This window comes from Brevundimonas sp. Soil_N_31 (assembly GCF_057655995.1).
Window position 1 is genome coordinate 278,333 of record NZ_JBDGLE010000004.1, and the last position, 19,469, is coordinate 297,801.

15 protein-coding genes and 1 other RNA gene are annotated in these 19,469 nt (G+C 69.6%); 14 read left to right on the forward strand and 2 right to left on the reverse strand.

The window, feature by feature from the left end; translation table 11 throughout:
- The first annotated feature begins 10 nt into the window (after nt 1-10).
- The 13 genes from AC3A3G_RS08935 to AC3A3G_RS08995 all read left to right on the forward strand — a co-directional run bounded on the left by AC3A3G_RS08935 (nt 11) and on the right by AC3A3G_RS08995 (nt 14,396).
- Complete coding sequence (locus tag AC3A3G_RS08935) at nt 11-772, forward strand: N-acetylmuramoyl-L-alanine amidase (protein ID WP_412877080.1); 762 nt, start codon at nt 11-13, stop codon at nt 770-772.
- Nucleotides 773-1,009: 237 nt separating this feature from the next.
- Nucleotides 1,010-1,388: RNase P RNA component class A (gene rnpB / locus AC3A3G_RS08940), an RNA gene on the forward strand.
- Between the two features lie 307 nt (nt 1,389-1,695).
- Complete coding sequence (locus AC3A3G_RS08945) at nt 1,696-2,184, forward strand: division/cell wall cluster transcriptional repressor MraZ (protein WP_125901534.1); 489 nt, start codon at nt 1,696-1,698, stop codon at nt 2,182-2,184.
- Nucleotides 2,181-3,143, forward strand: coding sequence for a 16S rRNA (cytosine(1402)-N(4))-methyltransferase RsmH (gene rsmH / locus AC3A3G_RS08950; RefSeq protein ID WP_487488003.1), 963 nt, complete (start codon nt 2,181-2,183; stop codon nt 3,141-3,143). The genes AC3A3G_RS08945 and rsmH overlap by 4 nt, the downstream gene beginning before the upstream one ends.
- Nucleotides 3,143-3,526, forward strand: a complete 384-nt coding sequence (ftsL, locus tag AC3A3G_RS08955; RefSeq protein WP_487488004.1) for a cell division protein FtsL — start codon at nt 3,143-3,145, stop codon at nt 3,524-3,526. The genes rsmH and ftsL overlap by 1 nt, the downstream gene beginning before the upstream one ends.
- Complete coding sequence (locus AC3A3G_RS08960; protein WP_200166068.1) at nt 3,523-5,301, forward strand: peptidoglycan D,D-transpeptidase FtsI family protein; 1,779 nt, start codon at nt 3,523-3,525, stop codon at nt 5,299-5,301. Before ftsL ends, AC3A3G_RS08960 begins: the two co-directional genes overlap by 4 nt.
- Nucleotides 5,298-6,755: a UDP-N-acetylmuramoyl-L-alanyl-D-glutamate--2,6-diaminopimelate ligase gene (locus AC3A3G_RS08965; protein WP_487488005.1), complete on the forward strand. Its 1,458-nt coding sequence runs from the start codon at nt 5,298-5,300 to the stop codon at nt 6,753-6,755. The genes AC3A3G_RS08960 and AC3A3G_RS08965 overlap by 4 nt, the downstream gene beginning before the upstream one ends.
- Nucleotides 6,748-8,187 (forward strand): UDP-N-acetylmuramoyl-tripeptide--D-alanyl-D-alanine ligase, encoded by a 1,440-nt coding sequence (locus AC3A3G_RS08970; RefSeq protein ID WP_487488006.1) that lies wholly within the window; start codon nt 6,748-6,750, stop codon nt 8,185-8,187. The genes AC3A3G_RS08965 and AC3A3G_RS08970 overlap by 8 nt, the downstream gene beginning before the upstream one ends.
- A complete protein-coding gene (gene mraY, locus AC3A3G_RS08975) occupies nt 8,187-9,296 on the forward strand; it encodes a phospho-N-acetylmuramoyl-pentapeptide-transferase (RefSeq protein ID WP_125901528.1) in 1,110 nt (369 codons plus the stop codon). The genes AC3A3G_RS08970 and mraY overlap by 1 nt, the downstream gene beginning before the upstream one ends.
- A 4-nt stretch (nt 9,297-9,300) precedes the next feature.
- Nucleotides 9,301-10,821: a UDP-N-acetylmuramoyl-L-alanine--D-glutamate ligase gene (murD, locus tag AC3A3G_RS08980; protein ID WP_487488007.1), complete on the forward strand. Its 1,521-nt coding sequence runs from the start codon at nt 9,301-9,303 to the stop codon at nt 10,819-10,821.
- On the forward strand, nt 10,818-11,999 hold the full coding sequence (gene ftsW, locus AC3A3G_RS08985) for a putative lipid II flippase FtsW (protein WP_128720563.1): 1,182 nt from the start codon (nt 10,818-10,820) through the stop codon (nt 11,997-11,999). Before murD ends, ftsW begins: the two co-directional genes overlap by 4 nt.
- A 13-nt stretch (nt 12,000-12,012) precedes the next feature.
- Nucleotides 12,013-13,098 carry an undecaprenyldiphospho-muramoylpentapeptide beta-N-acetylglucosaminyltransferase gene (gene murG / locus AC3A3G_RS08990; protein WP_487488008.1) on the forward strand — a complete coding sequence of 362 codons (1,086 nt, stop codon included), beginning with the start codon at nt 12,013-12,015 and terminating at the stop codon, nt 13,096-13,098.
- 170 nt (nt 13,099-13,268) lie between these two features.
- Nucleotides 13,269-14,396 carry a mechanosensitive ion channel family protein gene (locus AC3A3G_RS08995; RefSeq protein WP_487488009.1) on the forward strand — a complete coding sequence of 376 codons (1,128 nt, stop codon included), beginning with the start codon at nt 13,269-13,271 and terminating at the stop codon, nt 14,394-14,396.
- Nucleotides 14,397-14,400: 4 nt separating this feature from the next.
- On the opposite strand, the gene AC3A3G_RS09000 is transcribed toward AC3A3G_RS08995, so the two are convergent.
- The gene (locus tag AC3A3G_RS09000; protein WP_487488010.1) at nt 14,401-14,850 is read right to left on the reverse strand and encodes a hypothetical protein; all 450 of its coding nucleotides are present in this window, start codon (nt 14,848-14,850) and stop codon (nt 14,401-14,403) included.
- Nucleotides 14,851-14,934: 84 nt separating this feature from the next.
- On the opposite strand from AC3A3G_RS09000, the gene AC3A3G_RS09005 reads away from it, so the two are divergent.
- The gene (locus AC3A3G_RS09005) at nt 14,935-15,795 is read left to right on the forward strand and encodes a WecB/TagA/CpsF family glycosyltransferase (RefSeq protein WP_200166078.1); all 861 of its coding nucleotides are present in this window, start codon (nt 14,935-14,937) and stop codon (nt 15,793-15,795) included.
- A 224-nt stretch (nt 15,796-16,019) separates the two neighbouring features.
- Here AC3A3G_RS09005 and smc read toward each other — a convergent pair whose 3' ends face one another.
- The gene (gene smc / locus AC3A3G_RS09010; protein WP_487488011.1) at nt 16,020-19,460 is read right to left on the reverse strand and encodes a chromosome segregation protein SMC; all 3,441 of its coding nucleotides are present in this window, start codon (nt 19,458-19,460) and stop codon (nt 16,020-16,022) included.
- Between the last annotated feature and the right edge of the window lie 9 nt (nt 19,461-19,469).

Sequence of the window (19,469 nt, forward strand, 5' to 3'; positions counted from 1 at the left end):
GCCTTCGGCCATGACCGTCTACCCCGACGCGCCGTCCCCGAACTTCGACGCCCGGCGCGGCCCGCCGGACATGCTGGTGCTGCACTATACCGGCATGGAGACGGCCGAGGCGGCGATCGCCCGCCTGCGCGACCCCGAGGCCAAGGTCTCGGCCCACTATGTGGTCGATGAGGACGGCTCCATCCTGCGGCTGGTGCCGGAAGAGCGCCGGGCCTGGCATGCCGGGCGCGGCGCCTGGCAGGGTGAGACGGACGTCAACGCCGCCTCCATCGGCATTGAGATCGTCAATCCGGGCCATGAGTTCGGCTATCGCCCGTTCCCCGAGCCGCAGATCGAGGCGGTGATCGCCCTGACGGCGGACATCCGCACCCGCTGGTCCATCCCCGACGCCCGCATCATCGGCCACTCCGACCTGGCGCCTGAGCGCAAGCAGGATCCCGGCGAGCTGTTCCCGTGGAAGCGATTGGCCGAGGCGGGACACGGCCTGTGGTTCGATCCGGCGCCGGAACGCATCGGCGCCCTGGGCGCGCCCCTGTCGCCGGGCGACGAGGGGCTGGGCGTCATCGTCCTGCGCTCGGGCCTGCACCGGCTGGGCTACGGAGTGCAGCCGGGCGGGGCCTATGACGAGGAAACCCGTCTGACGGTCGAGGCCTTCCAGCGCCACTGGCGGCCGGATCGGGTGGACGGCGTGGCCGACGGCGAGACGCGGGCGCGTCTGGTCGGCCTGCTGCAACTGGCCTCGGTCGAGAGCGTCACCGGCGTTCTGGATTAAGCGACTCTTCTCCCTCCCCTTCATGGGGAGGGTGGTCGCGCAGCGACCGGGTGGGGAGGGCAGGGCTACATGCGCCGGTCGCCTTTATTCATTATCCGCCGTGGGTTTGTCGTCTCGCCGCCCCCACCCGGTTTTCGCCCTTCGGGCTCAACCACCCTCCCCATGAAGGGGAGGGAGAGTGTCGGCGCGCTTTGTCTCACATTGACCTTCCGCCCATTCGCGCGCATCTAGCGCTCGCCAGACGGCCGGGCGGTCGCGGCGGGGGCTTGCTCCTGTCGAGGAAAGTCCGGGCTCCACGGTGAAAAGGCGGCGGGTAACGCCCGCCCGGGGCGACCCGAGGGACAGCGCCACAGAAAGCAAACCGCCTGGGCTTCGGCTCAGGGAAGGGTGAAAGGGTGGGGTAAGAGCCCACCGCGTCGGCGGCAACGTCGACGGCATGGCAAGCCCCGCCTGGAGCAAGACCAAATAGGGACATCGCGCGGGGCTCGCTCCGCAGGGTTCACCGCCCCAGATGTCCGGGTAGGTCGCGAGAGCCGTCCAGCAATGGGCGGCCCAGAGGAATGATCGTCGCCGCTTTCGGGCGGAACAGAACCCGGCTTACAGGCCGTCTGGTGTTTATTTCAGGGGCGACTGACCCTCTCCCGGCGGGAGAGGGGAAGCCGTTAACCATTCCGTTGAAATCAAGGCGTTAGAACCCATCCACAGGCTGTGAATACTTATTTTGTTCTTTGTATGTTCTGATTTTACAGTCCTGACGACGCCATCGGAACCGCAAATTAGGTTAAAGGGCGTCAACTAATCCCATTGAGGCCCATTCTGTCCCATGCTATCCCAATGGCTCATGAGTAGGGGCTGAAAGCCCGACGCGTGGGTTTTCTTCAACGGATTTCAGGGACGGGCCGCAGGGTTCGATAGGGCAGGGCGTGTTTCTCTCGACCTACGAGAAGCAGCTGGACGGCAAGCGCCGTCTCCTGATCCCTCAGGAATTCCGCACGGCTGAGAACGGCGCCGAGCATGGCGTCTTCTGCTTTCCCTCTATCGAAGCCGATTGTCTGGAAGCGGGCGGCGACAAGCTGTTCGCCGAATATCGCGCGGTGATCGAGAGCCTGCCGTTCGGCGATCCCTATCGCTCGGCGCTGGAAGCCTCGATCTTCGGCGAGCAGAAGCCGCTGGCCTATGACTCGGGCGGGCGCATCACTCTGCCGGAACATCTGTGCGCCGAGGTTGACCTGTCCGACACGGTCGTCATCTACGGCGTCGGCGAGCGCTTCCAGATCTGGAACAAGGACAAGTGGGCCGCGCACCGCGCCGAGCAGCGCCGCATGGCGCGCGAGGGCCTGAAGCAGTTCGGCGAGATGCGGCGTCAGGCCCAAGGTCAGGCGATGGCCGCCAAGACGGGAGGGGCGGCATGACCTCTCCGCACGCGCCTGTCCTGCTGGCCGAGGTGATCGAGGCGCTGGCGCCCAAGGCGGGCGATGTGATCATCGACGCCACCTTCGGCGCGGGCGGCTATACCCGCGCCATCTTGGAGCGCGGGGCGGATGTGGTGGCGCTGGACCGCGACCCGACGGTGCAGCCGTTCGCCGAGGCCGTGGCGCGCGATTTCCCCGATCGCTTCCAACTGATCCGCACGCCCTTCTCGGGTCTGGCCGAGGCGTTCGAGGAGAGCGGCAAGGCGAAGCTGGACGGCGCCGTCTTCGACATCGGCGTCTCGTCCATGCAACTGGATCAAGCCGAGCGCGGCTTCTCCTTCATGCGCGACGGGCCGCTGGATATGCGGATGAGCGATGAGGGCGCGACCGCCGCCGACATCGTCAATACCTGGGACCACGGGCCGCTGGCCCATATCTTCAAGCTGTACGGCGACGAGCGCCAGTCGGGTCGGGTCGCCACCGCCATCCTGCGCCGCCGGGGCGAGCAGCCGTTCACCCGTACCCTCGATCTGGCCGAGGTGGTGGAGAAGGCTCTGGGCGGGCGTCGCGGCGCCGCCATCCATCCGGCCACGCGGGTGTTTCAGGCCCTGCGCATCGCCGTCAACGACGAGCTGGGCGAGCTGGAGCGCGGGCTGGAGGCGGCCGAGGCGACGCTGGCGCCCGGCGGGCGGCTGGTCGTCGTCACCTTCCATTCGCTGGAAGACCGCATCGTCAAGGCCTTCATGACCGAGCGCACGGGCAATGCGCCGGGCGGGTCGCGCCATGCGCCGGTCGCGGTCGAGACGCGCAAGCCCAGCTTCGACCTGTTGTTCAAGGGCACGCGCGAGGCGGGCGAGGCCGAACTGGCCGCCAACCCTCGCGCCCGCTCGGCCAAGCTGCGCGCAGGCGTTCGCACCAGCGCCCCGGCCTGGGGCGCGGTGAAGGGGAGGGGCGCGTGATGGCCGTGCCCGCCCCCGTCAAGCGCCTGTTCGAGTGGAAGGTGCGCGGCGTGCGCTGTGTCGAGATCATCGGCGTGGCCTGCGTGCTGGCGCTGGTCTTCTCGGTCTATATCGCCAAGGCGGCCGCCGCCCGCGAAAGCGCCGAGATCAGCAGCCTGGAGCGCGACATCCGCGAGAACCGCGAGCGGGTCCGCTTGCTGCGCGCTGAGGTCACGCGCCTGGAGCAGCCCGCGCGGCTGGAGGCCCTGTCGCGCGAGATCGGCCTGGGTCCGGTCGATGTGAAGAAGCAGGCGGGCGAGGCGGCCCTGCCCGCGATCGCGCCGCCGCCGGCTGAAAAGCCTGCCGCCGCATCTGCGGCCCCTGCTGCGGAGGCCGTGCAATGAGCGTGCATGACCATCACGGCATGGGCTATCGCGGTCGTCCGCAGGCGACCTTCGGCGGCGCGGTCTCGGCCTGGGGGCGCTGGGTCGCCTCCCTGGTGTGGAACCTGGAGCATTCGTTCGAGCGCGCCCGCGCCGATGCGCGCCCGGAAGAAGACACCCGCGTCCGCATCTTCCTGATCATGGCGGCCTTCTGCGTCGTCTTCTCCTGCCTGGCTCTGGGCGCGGCGCACGCCGCCCTGCTGACGCCGCGTGGCGGAGCGGGGGCGGGCTTCAACCCCGGCGCCCTGACGCGCGCCGATCTGGTGGACCGCAACGGCCAGTTGCTGGCGACCAACATCACCCACTACGGCCTTTATATCGACCCGCGCGAGGTCTGGGACATTCCGGCCGCCAAGGCCCAGCTGCGCCGCGCCCTGCCGCGCATTTCCGCCGCGCGTCTGGACCGGGTGCTAAGCGGCGAGCGTCGTCTGATCGCCCTGAACGGCCTGACGCCGGCCGAGCGCCGGGCGGTCCACGCCCTGGCCCTGGGCGGGGTGACGTTTGAGCCGGAAGACCGACGGGTCTATCCGCTGGGAAGTTCGGCCGTGCACCTGATCGGTCGTTCGGACACGGGCGGCCAGGGCGTCGCGGGCGCCGAGCTGGCCTTCGACCAGGAGATCCGCGCGGCGGGCGCCGCCAGCGAGGACTTCCCCCTGTCGATCGACCTGCGGGTCCAGGGCGTGGTCGAGAACGAACTGGCCATCGCCGCCGAGGAGCATAAGGCCAAGGGCGCCGTCGCCGTGGTCGCCGATGTGCAGACGGGCGAGATCCTGGCCATGGCCTCGTGGCCGACCTATGACGCCAACCGCCGCAACGCCGCGCCGGAAGAGGCCACGTTGAACCGCGTCGTCTCGGCCCACTATGAGATGGGTTCGGTGTTCAAGAGCTTCACCGTCGCCGCCGGCATCGACACCGGCCGGGCCGACATGAACACCCTGTTCGACGCCTCCCAGGCGCTGCAGATCGGCAAGCGCCGCATCACCGACTTCCACGCCACCAACAAGGTGCTGACGCTGGAGGAGGTCTATCTGCATTCGTCCAACATCGGCACCTCGCGACTGGCGGTCGAGATGGGCGGTGATGTGATGCGCGACTACTTCCGCCGTCTGGGCCTGCTGGACGCCGCCCCGATCGAGCTGAAGGAATCCGCCGCCCCGCCCAAGGTGAGGAAGTGGGACGACAGCACCCTGGCGTCGCTGTCCTTCGGCTACGGCATCATGGTCACGCCGATCCAGTATGTGTCGGCTTATGGCGCGCTGGTGAACGGCGGACGCTATGTGCCGCCGACGCTGCGCAAGGGCGGCCGTCCGAACGCCCAGACGCATCAGGTCATTTCGCCGGAAACCTCGGCCAATATGATTGATCTGATGCGCCGCAACGTCACGCGCGGTTCGGGCCGGTTCGCCGATGCGCCGGGTCTGCGCATGGGCGGCAAGACGGGCTCGGCTAACAAGCTGGTCAACGGTCGCTATAATCCGGCGGTGGCCGTCGGCTCCTTCGCCGGGGTCTTCCCGGCCGACGGGCCGGTGGACGCCAAGCGCTACACCGTCTTCGTCCTGATGGACGAGCCGGGCGTCTATCCGCGCACCGGCGGCTATGTCGCCGCGCCCGCCGTGGGGCGCATCGCCGCCCGCATCGCCGGCTTCCTGGGCGTCGAGCGCAAGGCCGACCGCTGGTCCACTGCGCTCGGCGAAAAGATCCCCGAGTTCCAGGACGTGGAGGGCGACGGCCGATGAGCCAGCTGCGCCTTTCCGAACTGCTGCGCCGCGACGTGGCCTCGGATCCTGAGATCACCGCCGTCACCGCCGACAGCCGTCAGGTCGTGCCCGGCGCCCTGTTCGTCGCCCTGCCGGGGACGCAGGCCGACGGCCGCGCCTTCATTCCGCAGGCCCTGGCGAAAGGCGCGGCGGCCGTGCTGGCCCCGTCGGACACGCCCGCAGGCGCGGCGCCGCTTCTGGTCGGATCAGGCGATGTGCATCGGGCCTACGCCATCGCCGCGCGGGCCTTCTACGGCGCCCAGCCGCGCACCTGCGTCGCCGTGACCGGCACCAACGGCAAGACCTCGGTCGCCAACTTCTGCCGCCAGATCTGGGCTGGGCTCGGCCTGAAGGCGGCCAGCATGGGCACCCTGGGCGTCGTCGGCCAGAAGGGCGACAAGACCTACGCCCTGACCGGCCCCGGCCTGACCAGCCCCGACGCCGCCGAGGCCGCGCGCCTGCTGGCCGAACTGGCGCGCAAGGAAGTCACCCATCTGGCGCTGGAGGCCTCGTCCCACGGCATCGACCAGCGGCGTCTGGACGGGGTGGCGATCAAGGCGGCGGGCTTCACCAATCTGACGCAGGACCACCTCGACTATCACGGCACGATGGACGAGTACCGCGCCGCCAAGATGCGTCTGTTCGAGGCCCTGCTGCCGCGCGGGCGCACGGCGGTTCTGAACGCGGATTCCGACGCCTATTCGGCCTTCGCCTCGGCCTCGATCATGGCGGGGCTGGGCGTGATGGGCGTGGGCGAGCGCGGACGCGACCTGACCCTGCTGGCGCGCCGGGCGACGCCGGAAGGCCAGCGCCTGACCCTCGATGTGCGCGGCCGGGTGCATGACGTCCTGCTGCCGCTGGCGGGGGCGTTCCAGGCGTCCAACGCCCTGGTGGCGGCGGGCCTGTGCATCGCGGGCGGCGAAGACCCCGACCGCGTGATCCCGGCGCTGGAGCTGATTCAGGGTGCGCAGGGCCGCCTGCAACGCATTCCCGGCGGGGCGCGCGGCGGCGAGGTCTATGTCGACTACGCCCACACGCCGGACGGGCTGGAGACGGTGCTGAACGCCTTGCGCCCCCACGCGACGGGCAAGCTGATCGTCGTCTTCGGCGCGGGCGGCGACCGGGATCGGGCCAAGCGTCCGCTGATGGGCGAGATCGCCGGGCGTCTGGCCGATACGGCCATCGTCACCGACGACAATCCGCGTTCCGAAGACCCCGCCGCCATCCGCGCCCAGGTGCGCGCAGGCTGCCCCGACGCGCTGGAGATCGGCGACCGCCGCGAGGCCATCCGTCACGCCGTATCCCTGATGCGTGAAGGAGATGTGGTCGTGATCGCCGGAAAAGGGCATGAACAGGGACAGATCGTCGGCGGGGTGGTGCATCCCTTCGACGACGCCGCCGAAGCGACCGAAGCCCTGAAAGATCATGCCTGACGCACACACGCCGCTCTGGACCGCCGAAGCGATCGCCTCGGCGACCGGAGGACGGCTTCATGGACCCGACGCCACTGTCTCGGGCCTGACTTACAACAGCCGCGAGATCCAGCCGGGCGACCTGTTCCTGGCCCTGCACGGCGCGCGCGACGGGCATGAGTTCGCCGCCGCCGCCTTTGCGGCGGGCGCGACGGTCGCCATGGTCGATCGCCCGGTCGAGGGCGGGCCTTACGTTCTGGTTCCCGACACCTTGAAGGGGCTGGAGGCGCTGGGCGTCGCCGCGCGCGACCGCGCTCGCCTGCGCGGCGCCGTCACCGGCAGCGTCGGCAAGACCAGCGTGACCCAGGCCATCAAGGCCGGTCTTGATCTGGCGGGGTCCGCCCACGCCTCGATCAAGAGCTACAACAACCACATCGGCGTGCCGCTGACGCTGGCGCGGATGCCGCAGGGCACGGACCGGGCCGTGTTCGAGATCGGCATGAACCATCCGGGCGAGATCGGGCCGCTGTCGGCCTTCGTGCGCCCGCACGCCGCCTGCGTCACCACGGTCGGGCCGGTGCATATCGAAGCCTTCGCCGATGGCGAGGCGGGCGTGGCGCGCGAGAAGGCCGCCATTTTCGAGGGGCTGGCGCCGGGCGGGATCGCCGTGGTCAACGCCGCCGACGCCCACGCCGACATCGTGCGTCAGGGGGCGGAAAAGGCCGGGGCCGTGGTGCGGACCTTCGGCCATGATGCGGGCTGCGACGCGCGCCTGCTGGACTTCGTCTCCGACAGCGAGGGCGCGACCGTCACGGCCGAGCTGGACGGACGGCGCATCGAATATCGCCTCGCTCAATCGGGCGTGCACTGGGGGCTGAACAGCCTGTGCGTCATCCTGATGCTGCAGGCGCTGGACGTGTCGCTGGACACGGCGCTTCAGGCGCTGGCCGGGTTCCAGCCTCTGGCCGGGCGCGGGCAGATGAAGACGGTCTCTGTCTCCGGCGGCGACTTCACCCTGATCGACGAGAGCTACAACGCCAATCCGCTGTCGATGAAGGCGGGCTTCGTCAGCCTGGGCGCCAAGCCGGTGGGGCCGGGCGGCCGCCGCGTCGTCGTACTGAGCGACATGCTGGAACTGGGCGAACACAGCCGCGCCCTGCACGAAGGGCTGGCCCCCGCCATCGTCGCCGCCGGGTTGGACGTGGTGCACACGGCCGGGCCGCAGATGCGCCTGCTGCATGACGCCCTGCCGCCGTCGCTGCGCGGCGAGTGGCGCGAAACCGCCGCCGAACTGGCCGCCGAGGCCGCCCTGCTGGTGCAGCCGGGCGATGTGGTCATGGTCAAGGGCTCGAACGGGTCGAAGGCCTCGCTGGTCGCGGCCGCGCTTGCAAATCTCGGCGTGGCCGAACAAGAGGCGCGCGTCGCCGCCGAGGCCCAAGGGAAGTCCGCCTGATGTTCTATCTGCTCTATCTCTATTACGCGGACATCGCCCAGGAATATCCGCTGCTCCACCTGATCCAGTATCAGACGGTGCGCGTGGCCCTGGCCATGGCCACGGCCATGATCGTGGCGGTCGCCATGGGCAGCCGCTTCATCAACTGGATCCGCGCCAAGCAGGGCCGGGGCCAGCCGATCCGCGACGACGGCCCGGTGTCCCACCTGTCCAAGGTCGGCACCCCGACCATGGGCGGGCTGATGATCCTGGCGGGCATCGGCGTGGCCGTGCTTCTGTGGGGCGATCTGACCAACCCCTATATCTGGATCGTCTCGGGCGTGACGGCGGCCTTCGGCGTGCTGGGCTTCATCGACGACTACGCCAAGGTGACGAAGCAGACCTCGGCCGGGCTGACGTCCAAGCAGAAGCTGCTGGCCCAGACCGTCGTGGCCGTGATCGCCGGCGTGCTGACCGTGCTGTGGATGACCCAGTCGCCGACCTCGCCGGGGCTTGAGACCTCGATCGCCTTCCCCTTCCTGAAGGCGGTGCTGCTGAACATCGGCTGGTTCTATGTGGCGTTTGCGGCCTTCACCATCATCGGGTTCTCGAACGCGGTGAACCTGACGGACGGGCTGGATGGCCTGGCCATCGTGCCGGTGATGATGGCGGCGGGCGCCTTCGGCATCATCAGCTACTTGGTCGGCAACTTCCTGTTCGCGGACTATCTGCAGGTCCACCACGTGCCCGGCGCGGGCGAGCTGGCCATCTTCTGCGCCGCCATCATCGGCGGGGGCATGGGCTTCCTGTGGTACAACGCCCCGCCGGCCAAGATCTTCATGGGCGACACCGGCTCGCTGGCCCTGGGCGGCGCCCTGGGCTCGATGGCCGTGGCGACCAAGCACGAGCTGGTGCTGGGCATCGTCGGCGGCCTGTTCGTGGTCGAGGCGGCCTCGGTCATGATCCAGGTCGGCTACTTCAAGCTGACCGGCAAGCGCATCTTCCTGATGGCGCCGATCCACCACCATTTCGAGAAGATGGGCTGGCCGGAATCGACCGTCGTCATCCGTTTCTGGATCGTCGCCGCCATGCTGGCGCTGCTCGGTCTGGCCACGCTGAAGCTGCGTTGAGCCGATGATCCCCGTTCCCGGCTTCGAGGGGCGTCGCGTTGCGGTCTTCGGCCTGGGGCGGTCGGGGATCACGGCGGCGCGCGCGTTGCAGGCGGGCGGGGCCATTCCCGTGCTGTGGGACGACGGCGTCTCGGGCCGGATGCAGGCCGAGGCGGAAGGCTTCCTGGTCGAGGATCTGACGCGGGCCGACTGGTCCGGGTTCGCCGCCCTGGTGCTGTCGCCGGGCGCGCCGCTGACCCATCCCAAGCCGCACTGGAGCGTCGAGCGCGCCCATGAGGCGGGCGTGCCGGTCATCGGCGACGTGGAGCTGTTCGCGCGGGCGCTGGCCGCCCTGCCGCCGGGGGAGCGGCAGCGCGTGGTCGCCATCACCGGCACCAACGGCAAGTCGACGACCACGGCCCTGATCGGCTGGGTGCTGAAGCAGGCGGGCTTGAGCGTCCACATCGGCGGCAACATCGGCATCGGGGTTCTGGCGTTGCCGGAGCCGACGGCGGATGCGGTCTATGTGATCGAGGTGTCGTCCTATCAGCTGGACCTGACCACGGGCTTCGCGCCGGATGTGGCGATACTGACCAATGTGTCGCCGGACCATCTGGATCGCCACGGCGGGATGGAGGGCTATGTCGCCGCCAAGCGCCGGATTTTTCAGGCGCAGGATGGTGAGGCGCTGGCGCTGGTCGGCGTGGATGAAGAATGGGGCCGGAAGGCTGCGGCGGATCTGCGCGCGCAGGGGCGGCGGGTTGGGACGGTGCTGAGTCTTCCTTCTCCCCTTGTGGGAGAAGGTGGATCGCGCAGCGAGACGGATGAGGGGTTGCTCCTCGTGTCCGGCGGCAGGGCTGTGGTTTCAGTTGGCGAGACCCCTCATCCGAGCCCTTCGGGCCCACCTTCTCCCACAAGGGGAGAAGGGTATGGGGCGGCGGCGGGCGTGTTGACGGCGGGCGGCGAAGTGCTGGCCGATCTGACCGCCGCGCGGTCCTTGCCGGGTCGCCATAACGCCCAGAATGCGGCCTTCGCTTACGCCACGGCGCGAGCGCTGGGCGTGTCGCACGAGGCGGCGGTCGAGGGTCTGCTGAGCTTCCCAGGCCTGTCGCACCGGATGGAGGCCGTGGGTCGTCTCGGCGGCGTACGCTTCATCAATGACTCCAAGGCCACTAACGCCGACGCCGCGCGGCAGGCGCTGGCCTCCTACCCCTCCGTCTTCTGGATCGCAGGCGGCAAGGCCAAGGACGGCGGCATCGACAGCTTGCGCGACCTCTTCCCGCGCGTGACCAGGGCCTATCTGATCGGGGAGGCGGCGGACGCCTTCGCCGTCACTCTGGCCGACACGCCGCACGTCGTGGCCCATACGATGGAGCGGGCCGTCGAACTGGCCGCCGTCGACGCGGCTGCGGCCGGGGGCGAGCAGGTGGTGGTGCTGTCGCCCGCCTGCGCCAGCTTCGATCAGTTCCCCGATTTCGAGGTCCGGGGCGAGGCGTTCGGCGCCGCCGTCCTGAGCCTGGGCGCACGGCCGGAGCCCGCCGCATGACCCACAACAGCTACAGCCATCCCTTTTCGCGCAATGACCAGAGCCTGATCGCGCGCTGGTTCTGGACGGTGGATCGCGGCCTGCTGGGCGCGGCGCTGACGTTGGTGGGGCTGGGCGTGGCGCTGAGCTTCGCCTCCAGCCCGGCGGCGATCTTGGCTGATGAATCGATCAGCGATCCCTTCCACTATTCGTGGCGGATGATGGTCTTCTCGACCATGGGGCTGATCGCCATGCTGAGCGCCTCGCTGCTGTCGCCGCGCGGGGTGCGGCGGATCGCGGTGCTGGCCCTGTTCTGCGCCATCGTGGTCATGGCGGCCCTGCCCTTCATCGGCGATACAGTGAAGGGGGCGGCGCGCTGGATCAATCTGGGGCCGTTCAGCCTGCAGCCGTCCGAGTTCGCCAAGCCGGGCCTGATCGTCTTCGCCGCCTGGATGTTCGCCGAGGCCCAGAAGGGCGAGGGCGTGCCCGGCGTCAGTATCGCCTTCGGCCTGTGGGCGCTGACGGTCGGCCTGTTGCTGATCCAGCCGGATATCGGCCAGACCCTGCTGATCACCACGACCTTCATGGCCGTCTTCTTCATGGCCGGGGTGCCGCTGAAGTGGGTGGCGGCCCTGGCGGCGGTCGGCGCGGGCGGGGTGGTGTCGCTGTATTTCATGTTCAGCCACATGCGCGACCGCCTGAGCCGCTTCCTGTCGCCCGAGACGACCGACACCCACCAGATCGACCGCGCGTCCGAGGCGATCCGCGCCGGGGGCCTGGTCGGGCGCGGCATCGGCGAGGGGGTGATGAAGCGCCACGTCCCCGACCTGCACACCGACTTCATCTATTCCGTCGGGGCCGAGGAGTTCGGCCTGGTGCTGTCGCTGATCATGATCGGGCTTTACGCCTTCATCGTCATTCGCGGGATGCGCAAGGCGATGAAGCTGAACGACTCCTTCGAACAGACGGCGGCGGCGGGGCTGTTCATGCTGATCGGCCTGCAGGCGTGCATCAACATCGCGGTGAACCTGAACCTGATCCCGACCAAGGGCATGACGCTGCCCTTCATCAGCTATGGCGGCTCGTCCATGATGGCCATGGGGCTGACCATGGGGTTTGCGCTCGCCCTGACCCGGCGCCGTCCGGGCGCCTATGAACTCGGCTCGAACGTCGCCCCGCGCCGTCGCCTGCTGCCGTAAGAGAGTATCGCTCATGACCAAGGTCTGCGTCGTCGCCGCCGGGGGCACCGGCGGCCATATGTTCCCCGCAGAGGCCCTGGCCCGCGAGATGGCGGCGCGCGGCTGGCGTGTGGTGCTGGCCACCGACAAACGCGGCGAGCAGTACGCCCACGCCTTTCCGGCCGAAGAACGCCTGGCGCTGGACGCGGCGACCGGCTCCGGGCCCATCGGCCTGATGAAGGCCGGTCTGGCGATCATGAAGGGCGTCGGCCAGGCCAAGGCCGCGTTCCAGCGCACCGGCGCGGACGTGGTGGTGGGCTTCGGAGGCTATCCGTCGGCGCCGGCCCTGCTGGCGGCGGTGACGACGCGCCGCCCGACCGTGATCCATGAGCAGAACGCGGTGCTGGGCCGCACCAACCGCTATCTGGCGCCCAGCGTGGGCGTGATCGCGGCGGCCTTTCCGACCCTGGGCCGGGCGCCGGACAAGCTGAAGGACCGCGTCCAGCTGGTCGGCAATCCGGTGCGGCCGGACATCCGCGCCCTGTTCGACCGGGCCTATGCCGCCCCGGTCGAGGGTGGGCCGATCCATGTGCTGGTGACAGGCGGCAGTCAGGGCGCCCGCATCCTGTCCGAGACCACGCCGCGCGCGCTGGCGGCCCTGCCCGAGGCCATCCGCAATCGGTTGAAGGTGCAGCAACAGTCGCGGCCCGAGACGCTGGAGGCCGCGCGCCAGATCTACCTCGACGCCGGGATCGAGGCCGAGGTCGCGCCCTTCTTCCGCGACATGGCCGACCGGCTGTCCAAGGCGCATCTGGTGATCGGACGCGCGGGCGCCTCGACCTGTTCGGAGCTGGCCGTGGCGGCCCTGCCGTCGGTCCTGATCCCGCTGAAGATCGCGATGGACGACCACCAGACGCTGAACGCGCGGGCTCTAGCCGAGGCGGGCGCGGCGAAGGTGATCGCCGAGGACGACCTGACGGTCGAGAGCCTGACGGCGGCGCTGACCGCGACCCTGTCCGATCCGGCGGGGCTGGCGGCCATGTCGTCGGCTGCGCGCTCGGTGGCCATCCCGGACGCGGCGCAGCGGCTGGCGGATCTGGTGGAGGCGGCGGCCAAATAGACCCTTCTCCCCTTGGGGGAGAAGGTGGTCGGCGAAGCCGCTCGGATGAGGAGGACGTGTCCTCCATTCGCACGGGCTGATGTGGGCGTGCGTCATTTGGCGTCCCCCTCATCCGTCTCGCTGCGCGAGCCACCTTCTCCCCCGGCGGGGAGAAGGTCTATGGTCTGACCATGCCTCAGTTCGTCACCAACCTGACCAACACCATCTTTGCGCTCTGGCGTCAGTTCCACTGGCTGCCGGAATGGGCGGTGGTGTCGATCATCACCGTGGTCTTCGTCTTCATCGGCTGGGCGGCCAACCAGGTGGTGTTCGCCCTGCTGAAGCTGGCGGTGCGCAACCGCGACGACTTCTGGAAGGGGATGCTGAAGCGCGCCCGGCTGAAGGTGCGGATCGCGGTGATGATCATCGCCCTGGCCCTGGCCGTCACCGTGTCGCCGCTGGACCCCGAGCCGTCGCTGTTCATCCGGCGCAGCCTGCTGTTCGGCTTCATCCTGGTGTGTGGCTGGATGTTGGCGGGCGCGGTGGACATGGGCGCCATCGTCCACCTGAAGAAGTTCAACATGGAGGCGGAGGACAACCTCTACGCCCGCAAGCACGTCACCCAGACGCGCATCCTGCAACGGGTCGCGGCCATACTGATCGGTCTGATCACCCTGGGGCTGGCGCTGCTGACCATTCCCGGCGTCAAGCAATGGGGCTTGTCGCTGCTGGCCTCGGCAGGGGTGGTCGGCATCGTCGCCGGTCTGGCGCTGCAACCCTTCCTGACCAATCTGATCGCGGGCATCCAGATCGCCACCGCCCAGCCGATCCGCCTGGACGACGCCGTCATCGTCGAGGGCGAGTGGGGCCGGGTGGAGGAGATCACCTCGACCTATGTGGTGGTCAAGCTGTGGGACTGGCGGCGCATGGTGCTGCCGCTGACCTACTTCATCCAGAAGCCGTTCCAGAACTGGACGCGCGAGGATTCGCGCCTGATCGGCGTGTCCTTCCTCTATGTGGACTACGAGGCGCCCATCGACCGGCTGCGGATCAAGCTGGAGCAGATCGCCCACGCCTCGCCGCACTGGGACGGCGACGTGGTGGCCTTGCAGGTCACGGACATCACCGAGCGGACGGCCCAGGTGCGCTGCCTGACCAGCGCGCGCAACGCCTCGGTCGCCTTCGACCTGCGGGCCGAGGTGCGCGAGAAGATGCTGGCCTTCATGCGCGACGAATGCCCCGAGGCCCTGCCGCGCGACCGGATGGATTTCGACCGCGACGCGCGACGCGGTTTGCGCCTCAAGACTGAAGAGGCCTGATCGGTCAGGGCTTCAGCCTGGCGCGGCCGATCCACACCGCCGCTCTGGCCGAGGTCGCCTCCACCGCAGGGAAGGCCTCGCCGCAGGCCGTGGCGGCCAAGGCCGAGGCGTCCTGGCTTGGGGCTATGACGGCCGGCGGCGAGCGTTCGGGCGTGACAGGGCCTTCGGTCCCATCAGCGCGCAGGGAGGCGAAGTCCAGCCGGTCCGCTGTCCAGGCCGCGCAGTCGAAGCGCCACCAGGACCAGCCGCCGACGTAGGCGACGCCGCCGATCAGCATGTCCTCGCGGCTGATCTGCAACGACCTCATTCTGACCGTGTGCGCGCTCTGCTCAGGCTCCGTCGTGATAGAGGCGATGTCGGCGAAGACGGCGAACCGGCTGCTGCCGGTAAACGCCAGTTGTGCAGAAGGCGGTGCAACCTCCACGACGGGCGCGGGCACGGGAATGATCAGCATGGTCGCTCCAGATGCGCAGGGCGTTTGTTTGGATTAACCCTGTCCGCATACCCGACGTTGAAACGGCCACGCTAGACAGCTTGCATGCATCACGCGCCTTCCGATCCGGATTCCGCCCGTTCGTCGCCTGATCGGCGGCGCGTCCCGCGCCGATCGTTTCGTCAGGCGCGCCGGACGGAGGAGCGCATCCGCCTGCTGGGCGAACCGGTCGATCTGGTCCGCCCTGAAGAGGTGATGCTGCACCTCGAACGCAGCATCGAGGCGGGTGTGCAGAGCGTTGTCGCCAACCACAATCTGCATAGTCTCTATCTGATCCGGCGCACGCCGGGGATGCGGCGCCTGTACGATGCGGCCGACCTGATCGAGCTGGACTCGACGCCGCTGATCCATTTCGCCCGTCTGCTGGGCCATCCCGCGCGGCCGCAGCACCGCTGCACCTATCTGGACTGGCGCGATCATTTCTGGAGTCTGGCCGACCGCAAGGGCTGGCGCGTCCTCTATGTCGGCGGCGAGGACGGCGTGGCCGAAGAGGCGGCGCGGCGACTGACGACCCGCTATCCGGGCGCAATGGTGAAGGGACTCAGCGGTTATTTCGACGCCACGCCGGGGTCGTTGGGCAATACGGCGGTGCTGGCGGCGATCAAGGACTTCGCCCCGCACGTGCTGTTCGTCGGCATGGGCATGCCGCGCCAGGAGCTGTGGATCGCGGACAATCTGGCCTCTCTGCCGCTGGTTCCGATCCTGCCGGTCGGCGCCGCTTTCGACTATGAGGCCGGGGTGCAGAAGGCCGCGCCGCGCTGGATGGGACGGCTGGGCGTCGAATGGCTGTTCCGCCTGTTCGCCGATCCGAAGCGGCTGTTCGCGCGCTACTGCATCGAGCCGTGGTTCCTGATCGGACCCGCTCTGGGCGACGTGCGCGCGGCCATGCGGCGCAGGAAGCGCTGAACCGCGTCCCTTGTCATCCATCGCAATGACGCTGATTGAGGCGTTGAATTCTCGAGGCATTTTCTTGACTGGACTGGATCGACCGGCCGTCCTCTAGCCATTCCGCATACTCCTCAGCGCGCCGACGACGGCGCGGGCTGACAAGGAGACGACCGCGCCGATTTCAGACGATTCAGACGAATTGGACTCTGTTTTTTCTGCCCAAGTCGACCACGCGCCTCAGGTCAGGCCGTGACGATCTCTTCGGCTTGTTGCAGGTCGACGCTGACCAACTGGCTCATGCCGCGCTCGGGCATGGTGACGCCGTACAGGCGGTCCATTCGGCTCATAGTCACCGGGTTGTGGGTGATGACGATGAAGCGGGTGTCGGTGCGGCCGCGCATCTCGTGCAGCATCCGGCAGAAGCGGTCGACGTTGGCGTCGTCCAGCGGCGCGTCCACCTCGTCCAGCACGCAGACCGGCGCCGGATTGGCCAGGAAGACGCCGAAGATCAGGGCCGCCGCCGTCAGGGCCTGCTCGCCGCCGCTCATCAGGCTCATGACCGACAGCCGCTTGCCGGGCGGGCAGGCGTAGATTTCCAGCCCTGCCTCCAGCGGGTCGTCGCTCTCGACCAGCTTCAGCTCGGCCTGACCGCCCCCGAACAAGGCCTCGAACAGGGTCTTGAAGTTGGTATTGATGACGTCGAAGGCGGCGATCAGCCGCTCGCGCCCCTCGGCGTTCAGTTCGTCGATGCCGTCGCGCAGTTTGGCGATCGCCTGCGTCAGGTCGATGCGCTCGGTCTTCATGGCGCTGAGCCGGTCGCCGTATTCGGCCGCCTCTTCCTCGGCGCGCAGATTGACCGCGCCCAGCGCCTCGCGCTCGCGCTCAAGGCCGTAAAGCAGGTTCTCGGCGCCCGCCGCGTCCGGCGGGCGGGCGATGGCGTCGTCGGTCAGCTTCTTGCCCAGTTCCTCGGGCGACATCTGCGCCGTCTCGCGGATGTTGGCGGCGGTCTCGGCCAGCTTCTCGGCGGCGGCTTCGGCGCGGGCGTGAAGGCCGGCCCGGCTTTCGCGGGCCTGAGAGGCGGCGGTTTCGGCGGCGCGCGCGGCGCGGTCGGCTTCCTGCGCGCCCGCTTCGGCGACGGCGACGGCGTCGGTCGCCGCCTGCTTGCGCTTTTCGGCCTGGGTCAGAGACTCCATCAGGGCGTTGCGCTGCTCGGCGAAACCGGCGGGTGCGGCCTCAGCCTTGGTCAGTGCGGCTTGGGCCTTCTCCGCATCGCGCTCCAGCGTCTTGAGGCGGGCGGCGCTGTCGCCGGATCGCGTAACCCAGCCCTCGCGGGCGCGGGTCAGGCTGCCCAGACGCTGCTCGCGCATGGCGCGGTCGCGAGCCTCCTCGTCGCGGGTCGAGCGGGCGGCCTGCGCCGCCAGCCGGGCGCGTTCGGCCCCGCCGCGCGCCTCGGTCAACTCTTGGCGCAGGCCGACTACCACGTCGGAGGAGGACTCCACCGAACTGGCCTCGGCGAAGGCGGCCTCGGCCTCCTGCACCTCGCCCTCTAGCCGGGCGACGCTTTCGTCCAGCGACTGGGCGCGGGCCTCCTTGCGGGCCTGATCGCGCATCAGGGATTCCAGCCGGTCGCGGGCGGACACGACCTGCTTGTCCAGCGTAAAGGGGCGCAGGCGCGCGGCCTTCACCTCCTCCTCGGCGGCGCGGAAGGCCTCGCCCGCCGCCTTCAGCGACCCTTGCGCGGTCTCCAGCGCGGGCTTGCCGAGGTCGATGTCGGCCTCCAGTTCCGACAGGCGGGTGCGCTGGGCCAGACGCACGGCGGCGGGCCGGGGCGCCTCGGCGCGGCTGACGAAGCCGTCCCAGCGATAGAGGTCGCCCTCCACCGTCGTCAGGCGCGCGCCGCGCGGCAGGGCGCGGGCCAGTTCGGCGATCCGCTCGCGCGGGGCCACGCCGCAGAAGGCCAGACGCGCCGCCAGCTGATCGGGCGCCGTCACATGGGCGGACAGGGGCTCGACGCCCTGCGGCCAATCCGGCGGCGAGGCCTCGGCGCCCGCCCAGTGCGCCGGGGCGCGGGCGTCCAGCGCGGCGTCCAGATCATCGCCCAGCGCCGCCGCCAGCGCGGCCTCATAGCCCTTGGCCGCCGACACCCTGTCCAGCGCCGGGGGATGCTCGCGCTTGCCGGTGACCAGTAGTTGCGCCAGCCCGCGCGCCTCGGTCTGCAGGCGGCCCAGCCGGTCCTCGGCGGTGCGGGCGGCCGTGCGCGCCTCCTGCTCGGCGCGGGCGATGTCGCTGCGTTTGGTTTCGGCGGCCTCGACGGCTTCACGCGCGGCGGCGAGATCGGCCTGCGCCGTTTCCAGCGCCGCCTTGGCCGTCTCGATCTCGGGCGTCTCCAGCGGGCCGAGCGCCTCGCGTTCGCGCCTAGCCTGTTCGTGCTGGCCCTTGACGCGCGCCAGCCGGGCCTCGGCGTCGCGCTTCCGAGCGCTTTCGGCGTTGGCGCGGGCTTCGACGGCGGCCAGCGTTCCGGCCAGCCGTTCGACCTCGGCGTCGGCGGCCTTGCGCGCGTCCTCAGTCTCCAGCAGGGCGCGTTCCAGTTCGGGGCCGCGCTCGGGAGCGGCGGCGATCTCGGCCTTCAGCTTTTCCAGCTCGCGGTCCAGCCGTTCCAGTTCGCGTCCGGCGTCGGCGGCCATGCCGTCCTCGCGCGCGCGGTCGGCCTCGATGCGGGCGACCTCGGCCTTCAGCCGGTCGACCTCGGCGCGGGCGGCCTGTTCGGCCATGTCCAGCCGGTCGCGCTCGATGATGGCGCGGTTCAAAAGGGCGGTGGCGACCGCGTCTTCCTCGCGCGCAGGCTTCAGCCCTTCCTGAGCGTTCAGGGCCGCCGTCTGGGCCGCCGCCGCCGCCGTGGTCGTTTCGGCCACCAGCCGGTCGGCTTCGCGTAAGTCAGCCGCCGCCGTCTCGGCCGCCGCCTTGGCGTCGGTCCAGCGGACGTAGAGCAGGGCCGCCTGCAGGGCGCGGATCTCGGCCGAGATCTTCTTGTATTTTTCCGCCTGACGCGCTTCGCGTTTCAGCTTGTTCAGCGTCGACTCCAGCTCCTTGCCGATGTCGTCCAGCCGGTCGAGGTTGGTCTCGGCGGCCCTCAGCCGCAGCTCCGCCTCATGGCGCCGGGTGTGCAGGCCCGCCACGCCCCCGGCTTCTTCTAGGATGCGGCGGCGGTTCTGGGGCTTGGCGGCGATCAGTTCGCTGATCTGGCCTTGGCGCACCAGGGCCGGACTGTTGGCGCCGGTCGAGGCGTCGGCGAACAGCAGCTGAACGTCGCGCGCCCGCACCTCCTTGCCGTTGATGCGATAGGTCGAGCCGCGCCCGCGCTCGATCCGACGCGAGACTTCCAGCATGGGGCTGTCGGTAAAGGGCTGGGGCGCGCGCTTCTGGGCGTTGTCGATGGTCAGCTGGACTTCGGCGTGGTTGCGCGGCGGACGGCCCGCGGCGCCCGCGAAGATCACGTCCTCCATGCCCTGGCCGCGCATGGCCTTGGCCGAGTTGGCGCCCATGACCCAGCGCAGGCTTTCCAGCACGTTCGACTTGCCGCAGCCGTTCGGCCCGACGATGCCGGTCAGCCCGGCCTCGATCTGCACCTCGGCCGGGTCGACGAAGGATTTGAAGCCGACGAGCCGGAGGCGCTGGAACTGCATCGCGTCTCG

Bases quoted from the DNA above. Each gene is read 5' to 3' on its own strand.
- AC3A3G_RS08935 (WP_412877080.1), top strand. From the start codon at position 11: ATGACCGTCTACCCCGACGCGCCGTCCCCGAACTTCGACGCCCGGCGC.
- rsmH (WP_487488003.1), top strand. From the start codon at position 2,181: ATGACCTCTCCGCACGCGCCTGTCCTGCTGGCCGAGGTGATCGAGGCG.
- ftsL (WP_487488004.1), top strand. From the start codon at position 3,143: ATGGCCGTGCCCGCCCCCGTCAAGCGCCTGTTCGAGTGGAAGGTGCGC.
- AC3A3G_RS08960 (WP_200166068.1), top strand. From the start codon at position 3,523: ATGAGCGTGCATGACCATCACGGCATGGGCTATCGCGGTCGTCCGCAG.
- AC3A3G_RS08965 (WP_487488005.1), top strand. From the start codon at position 5,298: ATGAGCCAGCTGCGCCTTTCCGAACTGCTGCGCCGCGACGTGGCCTCG.
- AC3A3G_RS08970 (WP_487488006.1), top strand. From the start codon at position 6,748: ATGCCTGACGCACACACGCCGCTCTGGACCGCCGAAGCGATCGCCTCG.
- mraY (WP_125901528.1), top strand. From the start codon at position 8,187: ATGTTCTATCTGCTCTATCTCTATTACGCGGACATCGCCCAGGAATAT.
- murD (WP_487488007.1), top strand. From the start codon at position 9,301: ATGATCCCCGTTCCCGGCTTCGAGGGGCGTCGCGTTGCGGTCTTCGGC.
- ftsW (WP_128720563.1), top strand. From the start codon at position 10,818: ATGACCCACAACAGCTACAGCCATCCCTTTTCGCGCAATGACCAGAGC.
- murG (WP_487488008.1), top strand. From the start codon at position 12,013: ATGACCAAGGTCTGCGTCGTCGCCGCCGGGGGCACCGGCGGCCATATG.
- AC3A3G_RS08995 (WP_487488009.1), top strand. From the start codon at position 13,269: ATGCCTCAGTTCGTCACCAACCTGACCAACACCATCTTTGCGCTCTGG.
- AC3A3G_RS09000 (WP_487488010.1), bottom strand. From the start codon at position 14,850: ATGCTGATCATTCCCGTGCCCGCGCCCGTCGTGGAGGTTGCACCGCCT.
- AC3A3G_RS09005 (WP_200166078.1), top strand. From the start codon at position 14,935: ATGCATCACGCGCCTTCCGATCCGGATTCCGCCCGTTCGTCGCCTGAT.
- smc (WP_487488011.1), bottom strand. From the start codon at position 19,460: ATGCAGTTCCAGCGCCTCCGGCTCGTCGGCTTCAAATCCTTCGTCGAC.